Origin of the sequence: Pseudomonas sp. IAC-BECa141, assembly GCF_020544405.1 — a bacterium.
Taxonomy (GTDB): Bacteria; Pseudomonadota; Gammaproteobacteria; order Pseudomonadales; family Pseudomonadaceae; genus Aquipseudomonas.
Map to the genome: position 1 here is coordinate 5,880,646 of NZ_CP065410.1, position 24,670 is coordinate 5,905,315.

Consider the following 24,670-nt stretch of genomic DNA (forward strand, 5'->3'; position numbering starts at 1 on the left):
CAGAAGCGAGCTGGCACGATTTGCAGGTGCAATGGCAAGGATCGCAGCCATGGATCGATTGTCCGGTTTTGCCCCCGGGAACAGACTTTCTCCATCAGCGCCACGACGGCGTTTTCGACGAGGAAGCTCAACATGACCACGACCATCGCCGGTATCCGGATCCCCGACAGCGCCCTCGCCCGGGCCACCACCGAATACATTCGCGACATCGAATCCGACCTGCTTTACCACCACTCGCGCCGGGTGTTTCTGTTCGGCGCCTTGAGCGGCGAACGCAAGCAACTGGCCTATGATCCGGAGCTGCTGTACGTCGGCGCGATGTTCCACGACCTGGGGCTGGTCGAAGGTCACCGCAGCGATGACGAGCGTTTCGAAGTCGATGGCGCCAACGCAGCTGCCGAATTTCTCAAGCCATACGGCTTGAGCGATGACGACATCGAGCAGGTCTGGCTGTCGATCGCCCTGCACACCACGCCGGGGGTGCCGAAGCATTTGCGTCCGACCGTGGCGCTGGTGACGGCGGGTGTCGAGATGGATGTGCTGGGCATGGACTACGCGGCGTTCACCACGGTGCAGCGCGAGGCAGTGGTGCATGCGCATCCACGGGGCGAAGGCTTCAAGGAGTGCATCATCTGCGCGTTTGCCGACGGCTTGCGGCATCGTCCGCAGACCACGTTCGGCAATGTGAAAACCGATGTGCTGAAAGATCAGATGCCGGGGTTCAAGCCGATGAACTTTGTCGAGGTCATCCGCAACTCTCCTTGGTCGGCCTAAAACCAACTGTGGGAGCGAGCTTGCTCGCGAAGGGGGCGTATCTGCCAACATTGATGTTGAATGACACACCGCTTTCGCGAGCAAGCTCGCTCCCACAGTTTGGATTGGGGTTGATCACAGAGTTGTGATCACCCCCACTGGCTCAAGCCGCTTCCGGCGTCGGCGCCCGGCGCACGTCCGGTTGCTTCCACGAATCCGCAGCGCCTTCTTCGATGGCTTGCTGGATCGCTTTCTTGCGGGCTTCTTCGGCACGGCGGCTGAAGAACCAGACCAGGAAGGTCACCAGCGACACCGCCAGCAGAATCAGGCTGGCCACGGCGTTGATCTCCGGCTTCACGCCCAGACGCACCGCCGAGAACACCTCCATCGGCAGGGTCGTCGAACCCGGGCCGGACACGAAGCTCGCCAATACCAGGTCATCCAGCGACAGGGCGAACGACATCATGCCGCCCGCAGCCAGCGACGGCGCGATCATCGGGATGGTGATCAGGAAGAACACCTTCCACGGACGCGCACCGAGGTCCATCGCCGCTTCTTCGATCGACAGGTCCAGCTCGCGCAGACGCGCCGACACCACCACCGCCACGTAGGCCGCGCAGAACGTGGTGTGGGCGATCCAGATGGTGACGATGCCGCGCTCCTGGGGCCAGCCGATCATCTGCGCCATCGCCACGAACAGCAGCAACAGCGACAGACCGGTAATCACCTCAGGCATGACCAGCGGCGCGGTGACCAGGCCGCCGAACAGCGTGCGGCCCTTGAAGCGGGTGATGCGGGTCAGCACGAAGGCTGCCAGCGTACCCAGCGCCACGGCGGCAACCGCGGTGTAGCAGGCGATTTCCAGCGAACGCACCACCGAGCCCATCAGTTGGGTGTTGTCGAGCAGGCCGACGTACCACTTCACCGACCAGCCGCCCCATACCGTCACCAGTTTGGAGGCGTTGAACGAGTAGATCACCAGGATCAGCATCGGCAGGTAGATGAACAACAGGCCGAGCACCAGCATCAGGCTGGAGAAACGGAAGCGCTTCATTCTTTACCCTCCATTTCCTTGGCCTGACTGCGGTTGAACAGGATGATCGGCACGATCAGGATCGCCAGCATCACCACCGCCAGGGCGGACGCCACCGGCCAGTCACGGTTGTTGAAGAACTCTTGCCAGAGCACTTTACCGATCATCAGGGTTTCCGGGCCGCCGAGCAGTTCCGGGATCACGAACTCGCCCACCACCGGGATGAACACCAGCATGCAGCCGGCGATGATGCCGTTCTTGGACAACGGCACAGTGATTTTCCAGAAGCTGTTGAAGGTGCTCGAACCCAGGTCGGACGCAGCCTCCAACAGGCTCGGATCATGCTTCACCAGGTTGGCGTACAGCGGCAGGATCATGAACGGCAGGTACGAATAGACGACGCCGATGTACACCGCGAGGTTGGTGTTGAGGATCTGCAGCGGCTCGTCGATCAAGCCCATGCTCATCAGGAAGCCGTTGAGCAGACCGTTGTTGCTGAGGATGCCCATCCACGCATACACGCGGATCAGGATCGCGGTCCAGGTCGGCATCATGATCAGCAGCACCAGCACCGTTTGCACTTCCTTGCGGGCGCTGGCGATGGCGTAGGCCATGGGGTAGCCGATCAACAGGCACAGCAACGTGCTGAAAAACGCCATTTTCAGCGAGCCGAGGTAGGCGGCGATGTACAGCTCGTCGTCGCCGAGCATCGCGTAGTTGCCCAGGTTCAGCAGCAGTTGCAGCTTCTGTTCGGCGTAGGTGTAGATCTCGGTGTACGGCGGGATGGCCACGTCCGCTTCAGCGAAGCTGATCTTCAGGACGATGAAGAACGGCAGCATGAAGAACAGGAACAGCCAGATGAACGGGACCCCGATGACCAGTTGACGGCCACCGGGAATTATTCGATTGAGCCGGCGTTTGAATTTGCGCATGTTCATGAGCGAAGTACCACGCCGCTGTCGTCTTCCCACCACACGTAGACCTGATCGCCCCAGGTCGGACGTGCGCCACGGCGCTCGGCGTTGGCCACGAACGACTGCACCAGCTTGCCGCTCGGCAACTCGACGTAGAACACCGAGTGACCGCCGAGGTAGGCGATGTCATGCACCTTGCCGCTCGACCAGTTGTACTCGCAGGTCGGCTGGTCGGCGGTGACCAGCAGTTTTTCCGGACGGATCGCGTAGGTCACGGACTTGTCCTGCACCGAGGTGCTGATGCCGTGGCCGACGTAGATCTGCCGGTCGAGGTCCTTGCAGGTGATGGTCGCGTGGCCTTCGGCGTCGTCGATCACTTCGCCTTCGAAGATGTTCACGTTGCCGATGAATTCGCAGACCAGACGGCTGGTCGGGGTTTCGTAAATGTCGATCGGGCTGCCGATCTGGGCGATCCAGCCCAGGTGCATGATCGCGATGCGCTCGGCCATGGTCATGGCCTCTTCCTGGTCGTGGGTCACCATCACGCAGGTCACGCCGACGCGCTCGATGATTTCCACCAGCTCAAGCTGCATCTGCGAACGCAGTTTCTTGTCCAGTGCGCCCATCGGCTCGTCGAGCAGCAGCAGTTTCGGCCGCTTGGCCAGCGAACGCGCCAGCGCCACACGCTGACGCTGGCCGCCGGACAACTGGTGCGGCTTGCGCTTGGCGTACTGGCTCATCTGCACCAGTTTGAGCATCTCGGCCACGCGGGCGTCGATCTCGGCTGCCGGGATCTTGTCCTGCTTGAGGCCGAACGCGATGTTCTGCGCCACGGTCATGTGCGGGAACAAGGCGTACGACTGGAACATCATGTTGATCGGTCGCTCGTACGGCGGCATGTCGGTGATGTCGACGCCGTCGAGGAAAATGCGCCCCTCCGTGGGCCGTTCGAACCCTGCCAGCATCCGCAGCAGAGTGGATTTGCCCGATCCCGAACCGCCGAGCAGGGCGAATATCTCGCCCTTCTTGATTTCCAGGGACACATCGTCCACGGCAACCGTCTCGTCGAACTTCTTCGTGACCCGGTCGATTTTGACCAGCACCTGTTTCGGTGTCTGATCGCCCTCGAGGGCTTTCTTATAGGCGCCGGAGGCAACTGCCATTTACAAAACTCCCAGAAAAAGAGTGCAGTTCGCCCACGCAAGACGAACCCAGGATAGTTTGTACGTTGAAGCTATTTACCCGACTTGACCTTGGTCCAGCTGCGGGTCATCAAACGCTGAATGTTCGGCGGCAGCTCGATCGACACGTAGGTCTTGTCGAGTACGGCCTGCGGTGGATAAACCGACTCGTCGGTGCGGATGGACTGCTCCATCAGCTTGTCCGAACCCGGGTTGGGGTTGGCGTAACCGACGTAATCACTGACCTGGGCGATCACCTCAGGTTTCAGCAAATAGTTGATGAAGGCGTGGGCCTCTTTGACGTTGGCCGAATCCTTCGGAATCGCCAGCATGTCGAACCACAGCGCGCCACCTTCTTTCGGGATCGAGTAGGCGATGTTCACGCCTTTCTTGGCTTCTTCGGCGCGGTTCTTCGCCTGGAAAATGTCGCCGGAGAAACCGATGGCCACGCAGATGTCGCCGTTGGCCAGGTCGCCGATGTATTTCGAAGAATGGAAGTAGGTCACGTAAGGACGCACCGCCAGCAACTTGGCCGTGGCCTTCTCGTAATCCTTTGGATTGGTGCTGTTGGCGTTCAGGCCCATGTAGTTGAGCACGGTCGGCATCATTTCATCGGCCGAATCGAGGAACGCCACGCCGCAGCTGTGCAGCTTCTTGATGTTCTCCGGCTCGAACAGCACGCTCCAGGAATCGATCTTGTCGACGCCGAGGACTTCCTTGACCTTGTCGACGTTGTAGCCGATGCCGTTGGTGCCCCACAGGTACGGCACGGCGTACAGGTTGCCCGGATCGTTCTGCTCCAGGCGCTTGAGCAGCACCGGATCGAGATTGGAATAGTTCGGCAACTGCGCCTTGTCGAGCTTCTGGAACGCGCCCGCCTTGATCTGCTTGCCGAGGAAGTGGTTCGACGGCACGACCACGTCGTAACCGGTACGCCCGGCGAGCAGCTTGCCTTCCAGGGTTTCGTTGGAGTCGAACACGTCGTAGACCGGTTTGATCCCGGTTTCTTTCTGGAAGTCGGCCAGAGTGGTCTCGCCGATGTAATCCGACCAGTTATAAATATGCACAGTACCGGCGGCTTGGGCACCGACAGCGAACGTCAGGCCGGCGGCAGCCAGCAAGGCATTGCGCAAAGAAGAAAAAATAGGCAAGTGGAGGTCCTCTGATTTAGTTGGGCCCAAGTTGCCCCGTGCTGCATGACAGTCACGGTTGCCCGGCAACAAAACCGGCGCGCAACTTACCTTCGAAAAACCGTTCCAGCAAAACTTTCTGTCATTTAATTGCACCGCTGGCCGCCCGGATGAAGGCGACGGCCAGCGATGACTGCTTCAAACCGGCTTATTTACCGGATTTGATCTTGGTCCAGCTGCGAGTGATCAGACGCAGGGTGGCTGCGTCCAGATCGCTGATCGCATAGAGCTGCTTCTTCACTTCAGCCGAAGGGTAGATGCTCGGATCGCTGGTGATTTCCTTGTCCACCAGCGCCGTGGCCGCCTTGTTGCCGTTCGGGAAACGCACGGCGTTGGTGATTTCGGCCATCACTTTCGGCTCGAGCAGGTAGTTCATGAACTTGTAGGCGGCTTCGACGTTTTCGGCATCCTTGGGAATGGCGACCATGTCGTAGAAAGTACCGGCACCTTCTTTCGGAATGGTGTAGGCCAGTTTGACCTTGTCACCGGCTTCCTTGGCGCGGGTCTTGGATTGTTCCAGGTCACCCGAGTAACCGACCGCCACGCAGATGTTGCCGTTGGCCAGGTCCGAGATGTACTTCGAGGAGTGGAAGTAGGCAATCGAAGGACGCACTTTGAGGAACAGGTCCTCGGCGGCTTTCAGGTCAGCCTTGTCTTTGCTGTTGGTCGGTTTGCCCAGGTAGTGCAAAGCCGCCGGAATCATTTCGGTCGGAGCGTCGAGGAAGCTCACGCCGCAGCTTTTCAGCTTCTCGATGTTTTCAGGCTTGAACACGATGTCCCAGGAATCGATCTTGTCGATGCCCAGCGCGGCCTTGACCTTCTCCGGGTTGTAACCGATGCCGATCGAACCCCACATGTACGGGAACGCGTGCTTGTTGCCCGGGTCGCTGGCGTCGCCAACGGCCTTGAGCAGGTCTTCGTCGAGGTTCTTCCAGTTCGTCAGCTTGGACTTGTCCAGTTCCTGATAAACGCCGGCCTTGATCTGCTTGGCCAGGAAGTTGTTGGAAGGCACCACGATGTCGTAACCGGACTTGCCGGCCAGCAGCTTGGCTTCCAGGGTTTCGTTGCTGTCGAAAACGTCATAGACGACCTTGATGCCCGTCTCTTTTTCGAAATTGGCAACCGTGTCCGGCGCGATGTAGTCGGACCAGTTGTAAACGTGCAACACCTTGTCGTCCGCCTGAACCGCACCCGCCATCACGCCCATCAGGGACATGGCGAGCAGAGTCTTGCCAGCGAGCTTTTTGCCTAATGCCTTCATGCGTTAATGCTCCAAATTTTCTTTTTTGAACCACTTTGTTCAGCGGCCGAACCCGGACAACTGGAACCGCGACTAGTCTGGCAAGATCCGAGGCGGTCTTTCAAGAAAAGACCAGCCTTTCTGACAGTTCCGAGCGACTTCGCAACAGCTCCATCGCTCTGAGCCTAGCACTTAGCCCTGCAACGCACTCAGGGTCAGATCCAGGCACTTGCGTGCCTTTGTAACGAGCTCGTCGATCTCCGCCTTGCTGATCACCAGCGGCGGCGCGATGATCATGGTGTCGCCCACGGCACGCATGATCAGGCCGTTGTCGAAGCAGAACTGGCGGCAGATCATGCCCACACCCTTGCCTTCGTAACGCTTGCGAGTGGCCTTGTCCTGCACCAGCTCGATGGCCCCCAGCAGACCGACCCCGCGCACTTCACCCACCAACGGGTGATCGTTCAGTTCGCGCAGACGTTTCTGCAAATACGGTGCCGTTTCTTCGTGGGCGCGTTCGATGATTTTCTCTTCGCGCAGAATCCGGATGTTTTCCAGACCCACCGCCGCCGCCACCGGGTGACCGGAGTAAGTGAAGCCGTGGTTGAAATCGCCGCCCTCGTTGAGCACCGCCACCACTTCGTCACGCACGATCAGGCCACCCATCGGGATGTAGCCGGACGTCAGGCCTTTGGCGATGGTCATCATGTGCGGCTTGAGGTCGTAGAAATCACTGCCGAACCATTCGCCGGTACGGCCGAAACCGCAGATCACTTCGTCAGCCACGAACAGGATGTCGTACTTGGCGAGGATTTCCTTGATGCGCGGCCAGTAGGTGTCTGCCGGAATGATCACGCCGCCGGCGCCCTGGATCGGCTCGGCAATGAAGGCACCGACGTTGTCCACGCCGACTTCGAGAATCTTCTCTTCCAGCTGATTGGCCGCCCAGATCCCGAACTCTTCCGGGGTCATGTCGCCGCCTTCGGCAAACCAGTACGGCTGGGCGATGTGGACGATGCCCGGAATCGGCAAGTCGCCCTGTTCATGCATGTAGGTCATGCCGCCCAGGCTCGCGCCGGCCACGGTGGAGCCGTGGTAGCCGTTCTTGCGGCTGATGATGACTTTCTTGTTCGGCTGGCCCTTGATCGCCCAGTAGTGGCGAACCATGCGCAGCATGGTGTCGTTGCCTTCGGAGCCGGAACCGGTGAAGAACACGTGGTTCATGCCTTCCGGCGCCACGTCGGCGATGGCCTTGGCCAGTTCCAGCGCCGGCGGGTGCGCGGTCTGGAAGAACAGGTTGTAGTAAGGCAGTTCGCGCATTTGTCTGGCGGCCGCATCGGCCAGCTCATCGCGTCCATAACCGATCGCCACACACCACAGACCCGCCATGCCATCGAGGATCTTGTTGCCCTCGCTGTCCCACAGGTACACGCCCTTGGCGTTGGTGATGATCCGTGGACCCTTTTCTTTCAGCTGCTTGAAGTCGCTGAAAGGGGCCAGGTGGTGATCGCTGCTGAGGGCTTGCCACTCACGGGTTTGCGGGTTGTTGCTGGTCATGCCAATTCTCCTTGTTATCGGTGAAGGCGCGGCGGCTGGCCACCGCGCCCGGCGTATCAGACGGCGAAGAGCAGGTATTCACGCTCCCAGGAACTGATCACGCGCTTGAAGTTTTCATGCTCGGCCCGCTTGACCGCGACGTAGCCGGTGATAAAGGTCTTGCCCAGATATTTCTCGATGGTCGCGCTGTTTTCCATGCGCTCCAGGGCGTCCTCGATGGTCAGCGGCAGGCGCAGGTTGCGGCGCTCGTAACCACGGCCCACGACTGGCGCGCTCGGGTTGATGCCTTCGACCATGCCGATGTAGCCGCAGAGCAGGCTTGCGGCAATCGCCAGGTACGGGTTGGCGTCCGCGCCCGGCAGACGGTTTTCCACCCGACGGTTCTGCGGGCCGGCGTCCGGGACGCGCAGGCCCACGGTGCGGTTTTCTTCGCCCCACTCCACGTTCACCGGCGCCGAGGTGTCCGGCAAGAAGCGGCGGAACGAGTTGACGTTCGGAGCGAACAGCGGCAGCAATTCAGGGATCAGCTTCTGCAAGCCACCGATGTGGTGCAGGAACAGCTGGCTCATGGTGCCGTCGTCATTGGAGAACACGTTCTTGCCGGTCTCGATGTCGACGATGCTCTGGTGCAGGTGCATCGCACTGCCCGGCTCGCCGGTCATCGGCTTGGCCATGAAGGTCGCGGCCACGTTGTGCTTCAGCGCAGCCTCACGCATGGTGCGCTTGAACACCAGAATCTGGTCGGCCAGCGACAACGCATCGCCGTGACGGAAGTTGATTTCCATCTGCGCCGTGCCGTCCTCGTGGATCAGCGTATCGAGGTCCAGCTCCTGCAATTCGCACCAGTCGTAGACATCTTCGAACAGTGGATCGAATTCGTTCGCCGCTTCGATGGAGAACGACTGGCGACCGATCTCCGGACGTCCGGAACGGCCGACCGGCGGCTGCAATGGATAGTCCGGGTCGTCGCTGCGCTTGGTCAGGTAGAACTCCATTTCCGGCGCCACGATCGGCTGCCAGCCCTTGTCGGCATAGAGTTTCAGGACTTTTTTGAGGACGTTGCGCGGCGACAGCTCGATCGGGTTGCCTTGCTTGTCGTAAGTGTCGTGGATCACCTGGGCGGTCGGCTCGATGGCCCATGGCACCAGGTACACGGCGTTCTGGTCGGGACGGCAGATCATGTCGATGTCGGCCGGGTCGAGCAGTTCGTAATAGATGTCGTCTTCGACGTAGTCGCCGGTCACGGTCTGCAACAGAACGCTCTCTGGCAGACGCATGCCTTTTTCGGCGATGAACTTGTTGGTCGGCGAGATCTTGCCCCGGGTGATGCCGGTCAAGTCGCCGATCATGCATTCGACTTCTGTGATCTTGTGGTCTTTCAACCAATCGGTGAGCTGGTCGAGGTTGTTACTCATAAATGCCTCTGGGCTGAGTCTCCTGACAGATGTCAGGCAATGTTTGACGCACCAGGCGTCGCGTTAAAGGGCCTTGCTCGCGCGCAGTGCCGGCTTACGCCTGGCACCGCGCATAGACAATGAAGGAGGAGCTTACCTGCCCTTTACGCTGGTGTTGCATTTCCTGTGCACATTCCGGGTGTGCAGAATCACGGGCACGGCGACGGACGCGATGCAGGCCGGGAGCGGGAAAGAGATCTATATTGAAAGTAGAACCGTTAAAGAGGATGCCCTCGCACACGTCCGGAATATCGGACGCTGCCGCTCGATCTGCCATGGGCAGGGAGATCGCTGGCACGTTGCAGGCCTTGCGGGCCGTGCTGCGGACGGACGTGTCGCCACTGATGTGATAAGCATGCAGACCGGACTGCAAAGAGCAGTCGGTGACGCCGATTAACGGCAGGCGAGACATGAAGCACCCCGGTATTATTGCTGTTATGGGTTTGACCCGAGCTTAGCCTTGTTCATTTTTTTACACAACACCCCCGTAAAAAATACAACACGGCCTGCTCAAGCCTGCGGGTGGCGCGTCCTTCACGGATAAAAAAATGCCCCAAAGTGCCCCATAAATGCCCTCGTGGCGCTTTTTCAGGGCAGAAAAGGCCTCGCTTGACTTCGGCAGGCCGTTCGGGTTGACTGAAACCAGAAAAGATCAATGATTGATATTTTTAACAACAAAGGTGTTGCATCATGTCGGTACCCCCGCGTGCCGTTCAGCTTAACGAAGCGAACGCGTTCCTTAAGGAACATCCTGAGGTTCTGTACGTTGACCTTCTGATTGCGGATATGAATGGTGTGGTGCGCGGCAAGCGCATCGAACGCACCAGCCTCCACAAGGTTTACGAGAAAGGCATCAACCTGCCGGCCTCTCTATTTGCTCTGGATATCAATGGTTCGACGGTGGAAAGCACCGGTCTGGGCCTGGACATCGGCGACGCCGACCGTATCTGCTATCCAATCCCCGATACCCTGTGCAACGAGCCATGGCAGAAGCGCCCGACCGCGCAACTGTTGATGACCATGCACGAACTCGAAGGTGACCCTTTCTTCGCCGATCCGCGCGAAGTGCTCCGTCAAGTTGTTGCAAAGTTTGACGAGCTTGGCCTGACCATCTGCGCCGCATTCGAACTCGAGTTCTACCTGATCGACCAGGAAAACGTGAACGGCCGCCCTCAGCCGCCACGCTCGCCGATCTCCGGCAAACGTCCGCACTCGACCCAGGTCTACCTGATCGACGACCTCGACGAGTACGTCGACTGCCTCCAGGACATTCTGGAAGGTGCCAAAGAGCAAGGTATCCCGGCCGACGCCATCGTCAAGGAAAGTGCCCCGGCGCAGTTCGAAGTGAACCTGCACCACGTCGCCGACCCGATCAAGGCGTGCGACTACGCAGTCCTGCTCAAGCGTCTGATCAAGAACATCGCCTACGACCATGAAATGGACACCACTTTCATGGCCAAGCCGTACCCGGGCCAGGCAGGCAACGGTCTGCACGTCCACATTTCGGTTCTCGACAAACAAGGCAAAAACATTTTTGCCAGCGAGGATCCCGAGCAGAACGCCGCGCTGCGTCACGCGATCGGCGGTGTGCTCGAGACCCTGCCCGCGCAGATGGCTTTCCTCTGCCCGAACGTCAACTCCTACCGTCGTTTCGGCGCACAGTTCTACGTGCCGAACTCGCCGAGCTGGGGCCTGGATAACCGCACCGTGGCCCTGCGCGTACCGACCGGCTCCGCCGACGCGGTCCGTCTGGAACACCGCGTGGCCGGCGCCGACGCCAACCCGTACCTGCTGATGGCATCGGTGCTGGCGGGCGTGCACCACGGTCTGACCAACAAGATCGAGCCACCGGCCCCGACCGAAGGCAACAGCTACGAGCAGAACGAGCAGAGCCTGCCGAACAACTTGCGCGATGCCCTGCGCGAGCTGGACGACAGCGAGGTGATGGCCAAGTACATCGATCCGAAATACATCGATATCTTCGTCGCCTGTAAAGAGAGCGAGCTGGAGGAGTTCGAACACTCCATCTCCGACCTCGAGTACAACTGGTACCTGCACACCGTTTAAGCGGATTGCAGCAAACGAAAACGCCGTTGGCTTCTCAGCCAGCGGCGTTTTTTTATTGGCCTCTGTGGCAGAGATTCAAGCTCTGCGTACAATGCCCGCTGCCCCGCAGGAGACTTTCATGACGCGTCCCGCCCCCGTCCGCAAACCCCGTGCCCGCAGTCAGGCGCGGATCGATTCGATACTCGACGCCGCACGCACGCTGCTGGCCGCCGAGGGCGTGGCGAGCCTGTCGATCTACAGCGTGGCCGAGCGCGCGCAGATTCCGCCCTCCTCGGTCTACCACTTCTTCGCCAGCGTCCCGGCGCTGCTCGAAGCCCTGACGGCGGACGTGCACGCAGCCTTCCGCGCCTGCCTGCAAGCGCCGATCGACCACACTGCCCTGCGCGACTGGCGTGACCTGTCGCGGCTGGTCGAAGAGCGGATGCTGCAGATCTACGGCGAGGATGCCGCCGCCCGGCAACTGATCCTCGCGCAACACGGTCTGACCGAAGTCACCCAGGCCGACCGCCAGCACGACCTCGAACTCGGCGACCTGATGCACAAGCTGTTCGATCATCACTTCGAACTGCCGCGCCTGCCGGATGACGTGGATGTGTTCGCGCTGGCCATGGAACTGGGCGACCGCGTCTACGCCCGTTCGGTGCAGCAGCATGGGCAGATCACCCCGCGCATGGCCGAAGAAGGGATGCGGGTGTTCGATGCCTATATCGGGCTGTATCTGCCGCCCTATCTGCCCAAACGCTGAGACATGATCGTTCCCACGCTCTGCGTGGGAATGCCTCTGGGGACGCTCCGCGTCCAGTGACGCGGAGCGTCACGGGCTGCATTCCCACGCGGAGCGTGGGAACGATCACTCGACCGCACTGACCATAAAAAACCCCGAAGGGCTCACACCCTTCGGGGTTGTGTTTTACTCACAGACTTACAACTTGGCGATGGACACCTCGGTGGATTTCACGAAGGCGATCACTTCGCTGCCGACCTCCAGCTCAAGTTCCTTGACCGAACGGGTGGTGATCACCGACGTGACGATGCCGGAAGCGGTCTGCACGTCGATTTCCGACAGCACGTCGCCGAGAACGATCTCCTTGATCGAGCCTTTGAACTGGTTGCGTACGTTGATGGCTTTGATAGTCATGGCATTGATTCCTGTCGTTTGCTTGAGTTATTGAGCCCAACGCAGTTGCGTCGGCAAGGGTGAAACGGGTTCCGGCGCCGGCGGCTCGCCGGGCAGGGACAACACACGATTGAGTACTTCGGTTTCCAGCGCGGCCAGGCGATGTGAGCCTCGTACCCGAGGGCGCGGCAGCTCTATTTGCAGATCGAGACCGATTTCGCCGTCCTCGATCAGAATCACCCGGTCGGCAATCGCCACCGCTTCGCTGACGTCGTGGGTCACCAGCAACACGGTGAAACCATGTTGTTGCCAGAGACGTTCGATCAGTTGCTGCATCTCGATCCGGGTCAGCGCATCCAGCGCACCCAGCGGCTCGTCGAGCAGCAACAGACGCGGTTGATGAATCAGCGCCCGAGCCAGCGCCACGCGCTGCTTCTGCCCGCCGGACAGCGCCGCCGGCCACTCATTGGCGCGATCGGCGAGACCGACTGCATCCAGCGCCTGCAAGGCTTGCGCACGCCAGTTGCCCTTGAGGCCGAGACCGACGTTGTCGATGATCTTTTTCCACGGCAGCAGCCGCGCTTCCTGGAACATCAGCCGGGTGTCATCCCGGGCATCGCTGAGCGGTGCAGCACCCGCCAGCAGATCGCCGCCGGTGGGTTGATCGAGGCCGGCCAGCAAGCGCAGCAAGGTGCTTTTGCCGCATCCGCTGCGCCCGACCACAGCGACGAACTGCCCCGCCGGAATGTGCAGATCGATGTCTCGCAGCACCTGCCGCGCGCCGAAGGTCTTTCGCAGGTTGCGCACCGCCAGCGGAATCCCGCGCAGCAGGCGTGGAGGTTGTTGAGCGGTCATGCCGCACCTCCTTTGGCCACTTGATACGCCGGATGCCAGCGCAGCCAGACGCGCTCAAGGCCACGGGCAGCGAGGTCGGCCAGCTTGCCGAGCACCGCGTACAGCAGAATCGCCAGCACCACCACGTCGGTCTGCAAAAATTCCCGGGCGTTCATCGCCAGGTAACCGATGCCGGAACTGGCAGAAATGGTTTCCGCCACGATCAGCGTCAGCCACATGAAGCCAAGGGCGAAGCGCACACCGACCAGAATCGAAGGCAGCGCGCCCGGCAGAATCACCTGCCAGAACAGGCTGAAACCGGACAGGCCATAACTGCGCGCCATCTCCACCAGCGCCGGATCGACGTTGCGGATGCCGTGATAGGTGTTGAGGTAGATCGGGAACAACGTGCCCAACGCCACCAGAAAAATCTTCGCCGACTCGTCGATGCCGAACCACAGAATCACCAGCGGAATCAGCGCCAGGTGCGGCACGTTGCGGATCATCTGCACCGAGCTGTCGAGCAGACGCTCGCCCCACTTCGACAGACCGGTGATGAAACCCAGCACCAGGCCGATGCTGCCACCGATGGTGAATCCCAGCGCGGCGCGCCAGCCGCTGATTGCCAGGTGCGTCCAGATTTCACCGCTGCGCACCAGACTCACGCCGGCTTCGATCACCGCCACCGGTGCCGGCAGAATCCGCGTCGACAACCACCCTGCCGACACCGACAACTGCCACACCCCCAGCAACAACACCGGCAACGCCCAGAGCGCGAGGCTGTGGATAAATTTCTTCATGGCAGCGCCTCAGCTCTGGGACGCGGCTTTGGGAAGAATGTCGTTGGCCACCATCTCGCCGAACGGGCTGACGTAACCGGCGCTTTTCGGCAGTTCCGGGCGCTCGACGTCGAGGTGCGGAAACAACAGCTCGGCCACGCGATAGGATTCTTCGAGGTGTGGATAACCGGAGAAGATGAAGGTATCGATGCCCAGATCCGCGTATTCCTTCACCCGTGCCGCCACGGTCGGGCCGTCGCCGACCAGCGCCGTACCGGCACCGCCGCGCACCAGACCGACGCCGGCCCACAGGTTCGGGCTGACTTCGAGGTTGTCGCGGCTGCCGCCGTGCAGCGCGGCCATGCGTTGCTGACCGACCGAATCGAACCGCGCCAGCGAGGCCTGGGCACGCTTGATGGTGTCGTCGTCCAGATGAGAAATCAGACGATCCGCCGCTTGCCAGGCTTCGGCGTTGGTTTCCCGCACGATCACATGCAGACGGATGCCGAAGCGTACGGTGCGGCCGAGCTTGGCAGCCTTGGCGCGAACCTGTTCGATCTTCTCGGCGACTGCCGCGGGCGGCTCGCCCCAGGTCAGCACCATTTCCACTTGTTCGGCGGCCAGATCCTGCGCGGCTTCCGACGAGCCGCCAAAGTACAGTGGCGGACGCGGTTGCTGGATCGGCGGATAGAGCAATTTGGCGCCCTTCACGCTGATGTGCTCGCCGTCGTAATCCACGGTTTCGCCCTCCAGCACACGGCGCCAGATCCGGGTGAATTCAACCGAGGCCTGATAGCGCGCTTCGTGATCGAGGAACAGACCGTCACCCGCCAACTCTTCCGGATCGCCACCGGTCACCAGGTTGAACAGCGCACGGCCGCCGGACAGACGATCCAGAGTCGCGGCCTGACGCGCCGCCACCGTCGGGGAAATGATCCCGGGGCGTAGGGCGACGAGGAATTTCAGACGCTGGGTCACCGGGATCAGCGAGGCCGCCACCAGCCACGAGTCCTCGCAGGAACGGCCGGTGGGAATCAGCACGCCGCCGAAACCCAGTCGATCCGCCGCTTGCGCGACCTGTTGCAGATAACCGTGGTCGACGGCGCGGGCGCCTTCGGCGGTGCCAAGGTAATGGCCGTCGCCGTGGGTCGGCAGGAACCAGAAGATGTTGAGGCTCATGGAGTGGTCTCCTTGGGGATTCGAATTACTGGGCCTGGGTGGCCGAGCTTTGGGCCACAGCGGCCGGTGGGGTCCAGATCACGTCCTTGATGCTCAGCGGCTTGGGAATCAGCTTGAGCTGGTAGAAGGTGTCGGCGATTTTCTGTTGTGCGGCGACCACTTCCGGGGTCAGGAACAGCGCGCCGTAGCCCTGGCGTTTCACCGAGGTCAGGGTGATGTCTGCCGGCAGGCCGAGCAGCGGCGACACCTGTTGGGTGACGTCTTGCGGGTTGGCTTTGGACCACTCGCCGACGGCGCGCACCTCGTCCACGAGGGTCTTGATCACCTCGGGATTTTTCTGTGCATAGGGTTTGGTCGCCAGGTAGAACTGGTGGTTGTCGACGATGCCTTTGCCGTCACGCAGGGTGTGCGCTTGCAGCTGTTTCTCGGCGGCAGCCTGGTAGGGGTCCCAGATGACCCAGGCGTCGACGCTGCCACGTTCGAACGCGGCGCGGGCATCGGCCGGCGGCAGGAATACGGTTTGAATGTCGGTGTACTTGAGGCCGGCGTCTTCCAGCGCACGCACCAGCAGGTAGTGAACGTTGGAGCCTTTGTTCAGGGCGACTTTCTTGCCCTTGAGATCCGCCACCGATTTGATCGGTGAATCTTTCGGCACGAGGATCGCTTCGCTGTTCGGCGCTGGCGGCTCGTAGGCCACGTAGAGCAGGTCGGCACCGGCTGCCTGGGCGAAGACCGGCGGGGTTTCGCCGGTGACACCGAAGTCGATCGAGCCGACGTTCAGGCCTTCCAGCAATTGCGGGCCGCCTGGGAATTCAGTCCATTGCACGTCGACGCCTTGGGCGGCGAGGCGTTTTTCCAGGGTGCCCTTGGCTTTGAGCAGCACCAGGGTGCCGTACTTCTGATAACCGATTCTTAGCGTCTCGGCTTGAGCTTGAGTGATGGCGCCGAAGGACACAGCCGCAGCAAACAGAGCGACCAGACCACGACGCAAAAATACAGTGCGCATAGCGCTCTCCTTTTTTGCTGTTGGGTTTTGGCTGCACCTGCTTGCCCGTTGGCGGGCGAGTAAGGCCAGTACTTCAACTTTCGATGTGGCTCAAATGCTCCAGCGAGCACTCAACAAACGTTCGTTCAACAACCCCGGCTCCAGTGGCTTCGGCCGACGGGCCATGGCGCTGACAAACTGGTCCAGCGCTTCATGCAACCGCTGCTCCAGCGCCGGTGCCAGCTGCGCCTGGGCACTGCCCTCGCCGTAGGCGATCTGGCTGTCCTCGGCAAAAATACCTTGCAGCATTTCCTGGGCTTTCAATGCCGACAGCACAGGTTTGAGGGCGTAATCGACCACCAGCATGTGGGCGATGCTGCCGCCGGTGGCCATCGGCAAAACAATCTTGTGGTTCAGCGCACGTTCGGGCAGCAGATCCAGCACGGTCTTCAGAGCGCCGGAAAACGACGCCTTGTACACCGGCGTGGCGATCAGCAGGCCATCGGCGTTTTCAATCTGTTGCAGCAGGTGGAGCACCTTCGGGCTGTCGAAGCGGGCGTGGAGCAGGTCTTCAGCCGGAAAGTCCCGCACCTGATAACTCACCACTTCCACCCCTTGCTGCTGCAACCAGCGTTGCGAGCGCTCCAGCAACACCCCGGAGCGGGAACGTTGACTGGGACTGCCACCGAGTGAGACGACCAGCATTCAGAAGATTCCTTGCGCGTTACAGGCGATTCGCGGGTTGCGGTCTCGCTTCAATGACAGTGACCTTACCAGCTCATTTATATATCCATAAATCATATTTATTCATTTGGTTATTCTTTAAAGAGATATGTATTTCACTTTCCTGCGGGCAAAAAAACAGGCCGTGAAAACGGCCTGAAACCCTGCATCGTGTTCGTACTGATCGCTCCCTAGCACTGATGATCGTTCCCACGCTCTGCTTGGGAATGAATCCATGGACGCTCCGCGTCCACTGTGACGCAGAGCGTCACGGGCGGCATTCCCACGCGGAGCGTGGGAACGATCTGCAACGAGGTGTGCCCGGTCAGATCACTTGTTCGGCTGTGGTGTGAGGCGCAGATACGGTTTCACCGCGCGGTAGCCCTTCGGAAAGCGTTGCCTGATTTCGTCTTCGTCCTTGAGCGACGGCACGATCACCACGTCTTGCCCGTCCTGCCAGTTGGCCGGGGTGGCCACCTTGTAGTTGTCGGTGAGCTGCAGCGAATCGATCACCCGCAGAATCTCGTGGAAGTTGCGCCCGGTGCTCGCCGGGTAGGTGATGGTCAGGCGGATCTTCTTGTTCGGATCGATCACGAACAGCGAACGCACGGTCAGGGTGTCGTTGGCGTTCGGATGGATCAGATCGTACAGATCGGAGACCTTGCGATCGGCGTCGGCCAGGATCGGGAAGTTGACGATGGTGTTCTGGGTTTCGTTGATGTCTTCGATCCACTTGTGGTGCGAATCCACCGGATCGACCGACAGCGCAATGGCTTTCACGCCACGTTTGCTGAACTCATCCTTGAGCTTGGCAGTGAAGCCCAACTCGGTGGTGCAGACCGGGGTGAAGTCCGCCGGGTGAGAAAACAGCACGCCCCAGCTATCGCCCAGCCATTCATGGAAACGAATCTTGCCGGCGCTGGAATCCTGTTCGAAATCGGGGGCGATATCGCCAAGTCTGAGGCTCATGGTGCGGCTCCTGATGAGTTGTTGGAGACCTCAACTGTAGCTCGGGATTCGTTCTTCTGAAAAAGAATAAATAACGAGATATTTATATCGTTATTGAATATTAAACATCTGTTCACTGGACGCCCCGCAGCATCGCGACGAACATCGCCCACAAGGTTCGAGAAGGCCTTGAGTTGCTGTAAAGAGGGGAACATCGGGAAAGGCTTACGGGGGTGAGCCGGACCCGAAACGCAAAAGCCCCGTCCGGCGCGATGCCGGACGGGGCTTTTTTACATCGGGCTTTTTACATCAGTGCAGGAGCGCGCTATTACAGCAGCGGGATCGAGTAGCTGACGATCAGGCGGTTTTCGTCCTGGTCACGCTGACCTGGAATGTCGTTGCGCCAGGTAGCGTTTTTCCACATCAGACCCAGGTTTTTCAGCGGGCCTTCTGGTACCACGTAACCAACAGTCAGGTCGCGTTCCCACTCGGAAGCACCGGTACCGTTCTCCCGACGGTTGGAGCCTACGGTGTCGATGTCGTCACCGCGCAGGTAAACCACACCGGCAGTCAGGCCTGGCAGGCCGACTTTGGCGAAGTCATACGAGTAGCGAGCTTGCCAGGTTTTCTCGCCGGCACGACCGAACTTCTGGATCTGCATGTCGGTGATGGTGTAGTTCGACGAACCGTCGCCCTGGTTCAGCCAAGGGAAGTCGGAGCTGCCGTTGGAAACCTGGTAGCCGCCACCAAAAGTGTGACCCTCAACGGTGTACAGGAACAGGCCGCTGTACAGGTTGTTGTCGATCGGGCCTTTGCCGCTGACGTTGCCAACATAATTACCGTTGCCGAAGTAGGCCGCGGTGTTGTTGTTGGCGCCATCGTCGCTGCTGTGGAAGTAACGGAAGTCAGACTTCAGCACGCCCGGGCCGATTGCCCAGTTGTGAACCAGACCCAGGAAGTGTTGCTTGTAGAAGTCTTCCAGGTTGCCGTAGTAGTACTGGGCAGTCAGGTCTTTGGTGATCTTGTAGTCACCACCGGCGTAGTAGAACTTGTTGCTGTTGGCTACGCGAGCATTCGCACCGCCGATGGACAGGTTCTCGTTGTTGCTGGAGTTACGACCTTTCACAGCTTCGATTTGACCAGCGACCAAAGTCACGTCCTTGATCTCGCCGGAAGTGATCTGACCGCCCTGCCAGGTTTGTGGCAGCAGACGGCCATCGTTGGTCACGATAACCGGGTTCTTCGGCTGCAGAGTACCCAGCTTCAGTTCGGTCTGGGAGATCTTGGCCTTGGCAGTCAGGCCCAGGCTGGAGAAATTATCAACCGCTTCACCGTTGGACTTGCTTGGGAACACGGTGCCGCCGTAAGAAGCGCCAGTGGCGCCGTTAGTGCCGCCGCCCGAATCCAGACGAACGCCCAGCAGGCCGATAGCATCAATACCGAAGCCTACGGTGCCTTGGGTGTAACCGGAGATGAAACGCAGATCGAAGCCTTGGCCCCATTCTTCGTTCTTGTTCTGCACGCCGGAGGCGGTTTTGGCAGCGCCATCGCGGTTGTCAGTGTTGATATAGAAGTTACGCAGCCCCAGGGTGGCCTTGCTGTCTTCGATGAAACCGGCGGCGCCTGCCTGCTGCGCCAAAACCCCTACGGCCACGGCCAGGGCCAAGGTGGACTTGTTCATGTTTCGCTCCTCTCGTTTCTATTTCTTTTGCTTTTTTTTGCTGTCGGCTCCGGATCAATTGCCCGAAAACCTGGAACACCTAACGCTGCGGATCTCTTAGCCCCGTCAAAGCCGCGGAAGCATACCTCGTCATAATCTCGAAAAGAATTGTTCCACTCTTTTTAAGAACGTCGAGACATATACAAACGCGCGACAGAATCGAGGTATCGGCTCAATCGCCGATTCCTGAACCCTTCAGATTGTCGAGGGACAAAAATGCCAAAACACCGCAGCGCATTCCGGACGTCGGACGGTCTACTCTAGACTGACGCCGAAAAACACAAAAAGAATAAAAAACACTCAATAAGTAACATTCAGGAATATGGAATAAAAGGCAAAAAAAACCTTGCCGAGCGGCAAGGTCTTTTTTCAGCACCTTTTACAGGAAGCTATAGGTGTAGTTGAAGATCAGACGGGTCTGATCCTGATCGGCAATATTGATCTGGCTGCCACGATAAACACCATTGCGCAGTGTCACGCCGAAGCCTTTGAGTACGCCCTCTTGAACGGTGTAATCAATACGCATGTCTCGCTCCCACTCGGACATGTCGCTACCGGTACCGTTCGTTGCCTTGATGTTTTCGCCATGCAGATAAGCGATCGAGGCTTTGAGGCCCGGTACGCCCAGACCTGCGAAGTCATAGGAATACTGTCCGAAGGTGGTGTTTTCACCGGCACGGACAAAGCCGTTAACCATGGCGTCAGTGAACAAATAGAAACTGGTCCCACCGGCACCTTCGGGACGACCGTTGCCATCCACCACGTTGCCTTGGTTCAAGTAGACGAAACCACCGTCATCGTTGACGCGTTGATGGCCGAGCAAGAACGCGTTGCCACCCAAGGTGTATGTGAACATGGCGCTCCAGGTCTTGTTATCGACCTCGCCCGGGTTCCTGGCATAACCACCGTTGTTATTGAAGCGGTAGCCTGCCTCCCCGTTCTTGCCATCGGAGCTGCTGTCAAAATAGCGGATATCGGTCTTGAACGACTGGTTGGTGCCGATCGGAAGAACATGCACCAGGCCGAAGAAGTTCTGCTTGTAATAATCCTGCAGGTTGGAGTGGTAGTACTGCAGGGTCAGGTCTTTGGTGACCTTCCAGTCGGCGCCTGCATAGCGGAACTGATTGCTGTCCTGCGTACCACCAGCCACTGCCAGGCCAGTGCTGTTTGTCGAGGCACGACCCACTGCATGCTCGAGCTGACCGGCGTTGAAGGTGACGTTATCGATTTCCTTGGAGGTGACCGTGCCACCCTCGAAGGTTTGAGGCAGCAGGCGGCTATCGTTCGCGACCAGAATCGGCAAGTTAGGTTGCAGAGCACCACCCAAGTGAGCTTCGGTCTTGGACAGACGTGCCTTGACGTTACCCGCTATGCGGCTCCAGGAATGTGTTGCCGAGCCGTCGGAATCACTTGGGGAGAACGTGTTGCTGTCCGGGTGGTGCCCACGTCCACCATCCAGGTGAATGCCGCTGATCGCCTGCACATCCAGACCAAACCCGACCGTGCCCTGAGTGAAACCGGAGAGGTAATCGAACTTGAAGCCCTGCGCGGTCTCTTTCTGATCGGCGCCGCCATCACGGTTATCGTTGTTGTAGTACATGGTGCGGGAGCTCAGGGAAGCCTTGCTGTCTTCGATGAAACCCGCGGCACCTGCCTGCTGCGCCAATACCCCAAAGGCCACAGCCACGGCCAAGGTGGACTTATTCATTGTCAAGCTCCTCTCGTTTCTAATTCTTGTTTTCCCGGCCCGGATCGACGCCCGAGTCCCAAGGTTAGCGATTAGCGCCAGAGCGTGACTCACAAGTCAATCGTAACCATGTGTGTCTACGACCATAGTCTAATCTCCGGTTTTTTGGTCCATGCAGTTTCATGAGTTCGTCATGAATCCGAAAAGAATTGATGTCTTCTTTTCTAATACCCTTTAGGAATTTAAACCCCGTGTTTAAAGGCTCGAGTGCTCCCCACGCGAACGCGACGATCAATTTCTGAAGAGTATTTGAATCACCCTGTCGAGAGTGATTTGTGCTGAAGCAATCCGGAAACATTTCCATCACAACAACCGCCAACCCGCGCAATATCCAGATCAATTGTTACAGTTTGTGTATCGGGATATTTTTTTCACGCACAACGCATCCGCCTTGCCGAATTGACCTGGCTCGATGCAGCAATTGTGTTCAGTGACGTTGAATCAGGAGGAGTACTGCAGAAAGCGGCTGAGTGGGGAGCTTGCGGCCTGCATCTGCTGCCCCACAGCCTGATGAGTCAAAGCGTCTTTTCGAAGATCTTCGAATTGCGCTGATAGTTATAGAGCGAAGCCCGCGCCGCCGGCAGGCGCTCGACGCTGCTCGGTTCGAAACCGCGCTCGCGGAACCAGTGGGCCGTGCGGGTGGTGAGGACGAACAGGGTCTTCAGACCCTGCGCCCGGGCGCGGGTTTCGATGCGCTCGAGCAGTTCGTCGCCACGACCGCCATGGCGATACTCGGGATTCACCGCCAGGCACGCCAGCTCGCCGGCATCCGAATCGGCAATCTGATACAGCGCCGCACAGGCGATGATCATTCCTTCACGCTCGACCACGCTGAACTGCTCGATTTCACGCTCCAGCACCTCACGGGACCGACGCACCAGAATCCCCTGCTCCTCCAGCGGGCTGATCAGATCGAGCAAGCCGCCGACATCTTCAATAGCCGCCTCGCGCACCAGTTCGAATTGCTCCTGGGCCACCAGCGTACCGCCACCGTCACGGGTGAACAGTTCGGTCAGCAGCGCACCGTCCTCCGCATAACTGACGATATGGCTGCGCGCCACGCCGCCACGACAGGCTTCGGCGGCAGCATCCAGCAGTTCCGCCTGATAGTTGCTGCCCAGACGCTGCAAGTGCGCCGGCACCTGTTGCGGGCGCAGCTCACGCACCAGTTTGCCGTTTTCGTCGATCAGACCGGGGTCGGCACCGAACAGCAGCAGCTTGTCGGCACCCAGATCGATCGCAGCACGGGTCGCCACGTCTTCACAGGCCAGGTTGAAGATTTCACCGGTCGGCGAATAGCCCAGCGGCGACAGCAGCACGATGGAGCGCTCGTCAAGCAGGCGGTTGATGCCCTTGCGGTCGACCCGGCGCACTTCGCCGGTGTGGTGATAGTCGACACCTTCCAGCACGCCGATCGGCCGTGCCGTCACGAGGTTGCCGCTGGCCACCCGCAGACGCGAGCCCTGCATCGGCGACGAAGCCATGTCCATCGACAGCCGCGCTTCGATGGCGATGCGCAGCTGGCCGACCGCGTCGATCACGCACTCCAGCGTCGCGGCATCAGTGATGCGCATGCCGTGGTGGTAGTGCGGGGTCAGGCCGCGGGCGGCGAGACGGGTCTCAATCTGTGGGCGAGAACCATGAACCAGCACCAGCCGCACGCCGAGGCTGTGCAGCAGCACGATGTCGTGGACGATATTGCCGAAATTCGGATGCTCGACGCCGTCGCCCGGAAGCATGACGACGAAGGTGCAATCGCGGTGAGCATTGATATAGGGAGACGCGTGGCGAAGCCAATTGACGTATTCGGGCATGAACCTGGGCCTGTAATAAATAGCAGCCGGAAAAGGGGCGAAACGGAAAACGCACAGCGGGCTGATGGTTATCGTCGGAACAGGCTTGGCGACACGCGCGCTCTCCTCATGAATACGGGTGGGTGTGTGGGCAATTTATACAGCTTTGAGACAGTAATGTTCGATCAACTGCCGCAATAGATGCACGGTAGGCTGCAAACGTGACATTTCGAGGTACTCGTCCGGCTGGTGCGCACAAGCGATGTCGCCGGGGCCGAGGACGATGGTTTCGCAGCCAAGGCGCTGAAGATAAGGCGCTTCGGTGCCGAACGCTACCGCTTCGGCCGCGTGGCCGGTGAGTTTTTCGGCAATTCGCACCAGTTCCGCGTCTTCGGCCTGCTCGAACGGCGGCACTTCGGGAAACAGCGGTGCGTAATCGATCTTCACCTGATGGCGTTCGGCGACCGGATTGAGCCTGTGCAGAATCTCGCTGCGCAAGACCTTGGGGTCCATCCCCGGCAGCGGCCGCAGGTCGAATTCCAGCGAACACTGGCCGCAGATGCGGTTGGGGTTGTCGCCACCGTGGATACAGCCGAAGTTCATGGTCGGCTGCGGCACGCTGAACTGCGGGTTGTTGAATTCGCGCTGCCACAACAGGCGCAGGCCGCGCAGTTCGCCGATGGCGTCGTGCATTGCTTCGAGAGCGCTGTGTCCCAGACGCGGATCCGACGAATGGCCGCTCTGCCCGAGGATATCGATGCGCTCCATCATGATGCCCTTGTGCATGCGGATCGGCTTGAGCCCGGTCGGCTCGCCGATCACCGCCGCCCGGCCCAGCGGCCGCCCTGCTTCAGCCAGCGCCCGGGCACCGGACATCGAACTTTCTTCATCGCAGGTGGCAAGGATCAGCAGCGGTTGCTTGAACGGCTGGTCGAGCAGCGGTTGCACGGCTTCGATGATCAGGGCGAAAAAGCCCTTCATGTCGCAACTGCCGAGGCCGACCCAGCGGCCATCGACTTCGGTGAGTTTCAGCGGGTCGGTTTTCCACAGCACATCGTCGTACGGCACCGTGTCGCTGTGCCCGGCCAGCACCAGCCCGCCGGGGCCGCTGCCGAAACTGGCGAGCAGGTTGAATTTGCCGGGGCTGACCTGCTGGATGTCGCAAGCGAAACCGAGGTCGCAGAGCCAGCCCGCGAGCAGGTCGATCACCGCCCGGTTGGACTGATCGAGGCCCGGCTGGGTGCAACTGACCGACGGCGCGGCGATCAGTGCAGCGAACTGGTCTTGCATGGACGGCAAAGGCATCGCTGACTCCAACTCCCGGATTGAGGTTCATCATAGAACCATCCGGCGCCGAGAATAAACCGCCGCAAAGCGTAGGAAGGTTCAGTCCTGTACACTGCACGACCTTGGCAGCCACACATTCCCCCGGCTGCGCTCCCGATCCTGGATTTTC

Annotated in this window: 22 protein-coding genes; 3 read left to right on the top strand and 19 right to left on the bottom strand. The window is 59.9% G+C overall.

What is annotated here, in order from left to right; genetic code table 11:
• Nucleotides 1-132: 132 nt before the first annotated feature.
• Nucleotides 133-774, top strand: coding sequence for an HD domain-containing protein (locus I5961_RS27005; RefSeq protein WP_227233829.1), 642 nt, complete (start codon nt 133-135; stop codon nt 772-774).
• Nucleotides 775-916: 142 nt separating this feature from the next.
• On the opposite strand, the gene I5961_RS27010 is transcribed toward I5961_RS27005, so the two are convergent.
• From I5961_RS27010 to I5961_RS27045, 8 genes are all read right to left on the bottom strand, one after another.
• On the bottom strand, nt 917-1,807 hold the full coding sequence (locus I5961_RS27010) for an ABC transporter permease subunit (RefSeq protein ID WP_085696933.1): 891 nt from the start codon (nt 1,805-1,807) through the stop codon (nt 917-919).
• The gene (locus tag I5961_RS27015) at nt 1,804-2,685 is read right to left on the bottom strand and encodes an ABC transporter permease subunit (protein WP_234206559.1); all 882 of its coding nucleotides are present in this window, start codon (nt 2,683-2,685) and stop codon (nt 1,804-1,806) included. The genes I5961_RS27010 and I5961_RS27015 overlap by 4 nt, the downstream gene beginning before the upstream one ends.
• 35 nt (nt 2,686-2,720) lie before the next feature.
• Entirely contained in the window at nt 2,721-3,863 is a 1,143-nt protein-coding gene (locus tag I5961_RS27020) for an ABC transporter ATP-binding protein (RefSeq protein WP_085689847.1), read from the bottom strand.
• A 71-nt stretch (nt 3,864-3,934) separates the two neighbouring features.
• Nucleotides 3,935-5,032: a polyamine ABC transporter substrate-binding protein gene (locus I5961_RS27025; RefSeq protein ID WP_085696931.1), complete on the bottom strand. Its 1,098-nt coding sequence runs from the start codon at nt 5,030-5,032 to the stop codon at nt 3,935-3,937.
• A gap of 187 nt (nt 5,033-5,219) precedes the next feature.
• A complete protein-coding gene (locus tag I5961_RS27030; RefSeq protein ID WP_085696930.1) occupies nt 5,220-6,332 on the bottom strand; it encodes a polyamine ABC transporter substrate-binding protein in 1,113 nt (370 codons plus the stop codon).
• Between the two features lie 171 nt (nt 6,333-6,503).
• Nucleotides 6,504-7,868 (bottom strand): aspartate aminotransferase family protein, encoded by a 1,365-nt coding sequence (locus I5961_RS27035; RefSeq protein WP_227233831.1) that lies wholly within the window; start codon nt 7,866-7,868, stop codon nt 6,504-6,506.
• A gap of 56 nt (nt 7,869-7,924) precedes the next feature.
• Nucleotides 7,925-9,283 carry a glutamine synthetase family protein gene (locus I5961_RS27040; protein ID WP_085696928.1) on the bottom strand — a complete coding sequence of 453 codons (1,359 nt, stop codon included), beginning with the start codon at nt 9,281-9,283 and terminating at the stop codon, nt 7,925-7,927.
• A gap of 94 nt (nt 9,284-9,377) precedes the next feature.
• The gene (locus I5961_RS27045) at nt 9,378-9,734 is read right to left on the bottom strand and encodes a gamma-glutamyl-gamma-aminobutyrate hydrolase family protein (RefSeq protein WP_227233833.1); all 357 of its coding nucleotides are present in this window, start codon (nt 9,732-9,734) and stop codon (nt 9,378-9,380) included.
• Nucleotides 9,735-10,012: 278 nt separating this feature from the next.
• Between I5961_RS27045 and I5961_RS27050 the strand changes: the two genes are divergently transcribed.
• Together I5961_RS27050 and I5961_RS27055 are read left to right on the top strand one after the other, a co-directional pair.
• Entirely contained in the window at nt 10,013-11,389 is a 1,377-nt protein-coding gene (locus I5961_RS27050) for a glutamine synthetase family protein (protein WP_085696926.1), read from the top strand.
• A gap of 118 nt (nt 11,390-11,507) precedes the next feature.
• A complete protein-coding gene (locus tag I5961_RS27055) occupies nt 11,508-12,134 on the top strand; it encodes a TetR/AcrR family transcriptional regulator (protein WP_227233834.1) in 627 nt (208 codons plus the stop codon).
• 177 nt (nt 12,135-12,311) lie between these two features.
• On the opposite strand, the gene I5961_RS27060 is transcribed toward I5961_RS27055, so the two are convergent.
• The 11 genes from I5961_RS27060 to argE all read right to left on the bottom strand — a co-directional run bounded on the left by I5961_RS27060 (nt 12,312) and on the right by argE (nt 24,519).
• On the bottom strand, nt 12,312-12,527 hold the full coding sequence (locus I5961_RS27060) for a TOBE domain-containing protein (RefSeq protein ID WP_065259896.1): 216 nt from the start codon (nt 12,525-12,527) through the stop codon (nt 12,312-12,314).
• Nucleotides 12,528-12,554: 27 nt separating this feature from the next.
• Nucleotides 12,555-13,361 (bottom strand): aliphatic sulfonates ABC transporter ATP-binding protein, encoded by an 807-nt coding sequence (gene ssuB, locus I5961_RS27065; protein ID WP_227233836.1) that lies wholly within the window; start codon nt 13,359-13,361, stop codon nt 12,555-12,557.
• The gene (gene ssuC / locus I5961_RS27070) at nt 13,358-14,140 is read right to left on the bottom strand and encodes an aliphatic sulfonate ABC transporter permease SsuC (protein ID WP_227233838.1); all 783 of its coding nucleotides are present in this window, start codon (nt 14,138-14,140) and stop codon (nt 13,358-13,360) included. The genes ssuB and ssuC overlap by 4 nt, the downstream gene beginning before the upstream one ends.
• A gap of 9 nt (nt 14,141-14,149) precedes the next feature.
• On the bottom strand, nt 14,150-15,298 hold the full coding sequence (gene ssuD / locus I5961_RS27075; RefSeq protein WP_011336452.1) for an FMNH2-dependent alkanesulfonate monooxygenase: 1,149 nt from the start codon (nt 15,296-15,298) through the stop codon (nt 14,150-14,152).
• A 25-nt stretch (nt 15,299-15,323) separates the two neighbouring features.
• Nucleotides 15,324-16,304: a sulfonate ABC transporter substrate-binding protein gene (locus I5961_RS27080; RefSeq protein WP_227233840.1), complete on the bottom strand. Its 981-nt coding sequence runs from the start codon at nt 16,302-16,304 to the stop codon at nt 15,324-15,326.
• A 90-nt stretch (nt 16,305-16,394) separates the two neighbouring features.
• Nucleotides 16,395-16,988, bottom strand: coding sequence for an NADPH-dependent FMN reductase (gene ssuE, locus I5961_RS27085; RefSeq protein WP_085696921.1), 594 nt, complete (start codon nt 16,986-16,988; stop codon nt 16,395-16,397).
• Nucleotides 16,989-17,336: 348 nt separating this feature from the next.
• A complete protein-coding gene (locus I5961_RS27090) occupies nt 17,337-17,975 on the bottom strand; it encodes a peroxiredoxin (RefSeq protein WP_227233842.1) in 639 nt (212 codons plus the stop codon).
• A 307-nt stretch (nt 17,976-18,282) separates the two neighbouring features.
• Nucleotides 18,283-19,635, bottom strand: coding sequence for an OprD family porin (locus tag I5961_RS27095; protein ID WP_227233843.1), 1,353 nt, complete (start codon nt 19,633-19,635; stop codon nt 18,283-18,285).
• 418 nt (nt 19,636-20,053) lie between these two features.
• Entirely contained in the window at nt 20,054-21,382 is a 1,329-nt protein-coding gene (locus I5961_RS27100) for an OprD family porin (RefSeq protein ID WP_085696917.1), read from the bottom strand.
• Nucleotides 21,383-21,936: 554 nt separating this feature from the next.
• A complete protein-coding gene (argA, locus tag I5961_RS27105) occupies nt 21,937-23,235 on the bottom strand; it encodes an amino-acid N-acetyltransferase (RefSeq protein WP_085696916.1) in 1,299 nt (432 codons plus the stop codon).
• 135 nt (nt 23,236-23,370) lie between these two features.
• Nucleotides 23,371-24,519 carry an acetylornithine deacetylase gene (gene argE / locus I5961_RS27110; protein WP_227233845.1) on the bottom strand — a complete coding sequence of 383 codons (1,149 nt, stop codon included), beginning with the start codon at nt 24,517-24,519 and terminating at the stop codon, nt 23,371-23,373.
• Nucleotides 24,520-24,670 lie beyond the last annotated feature (151 nt).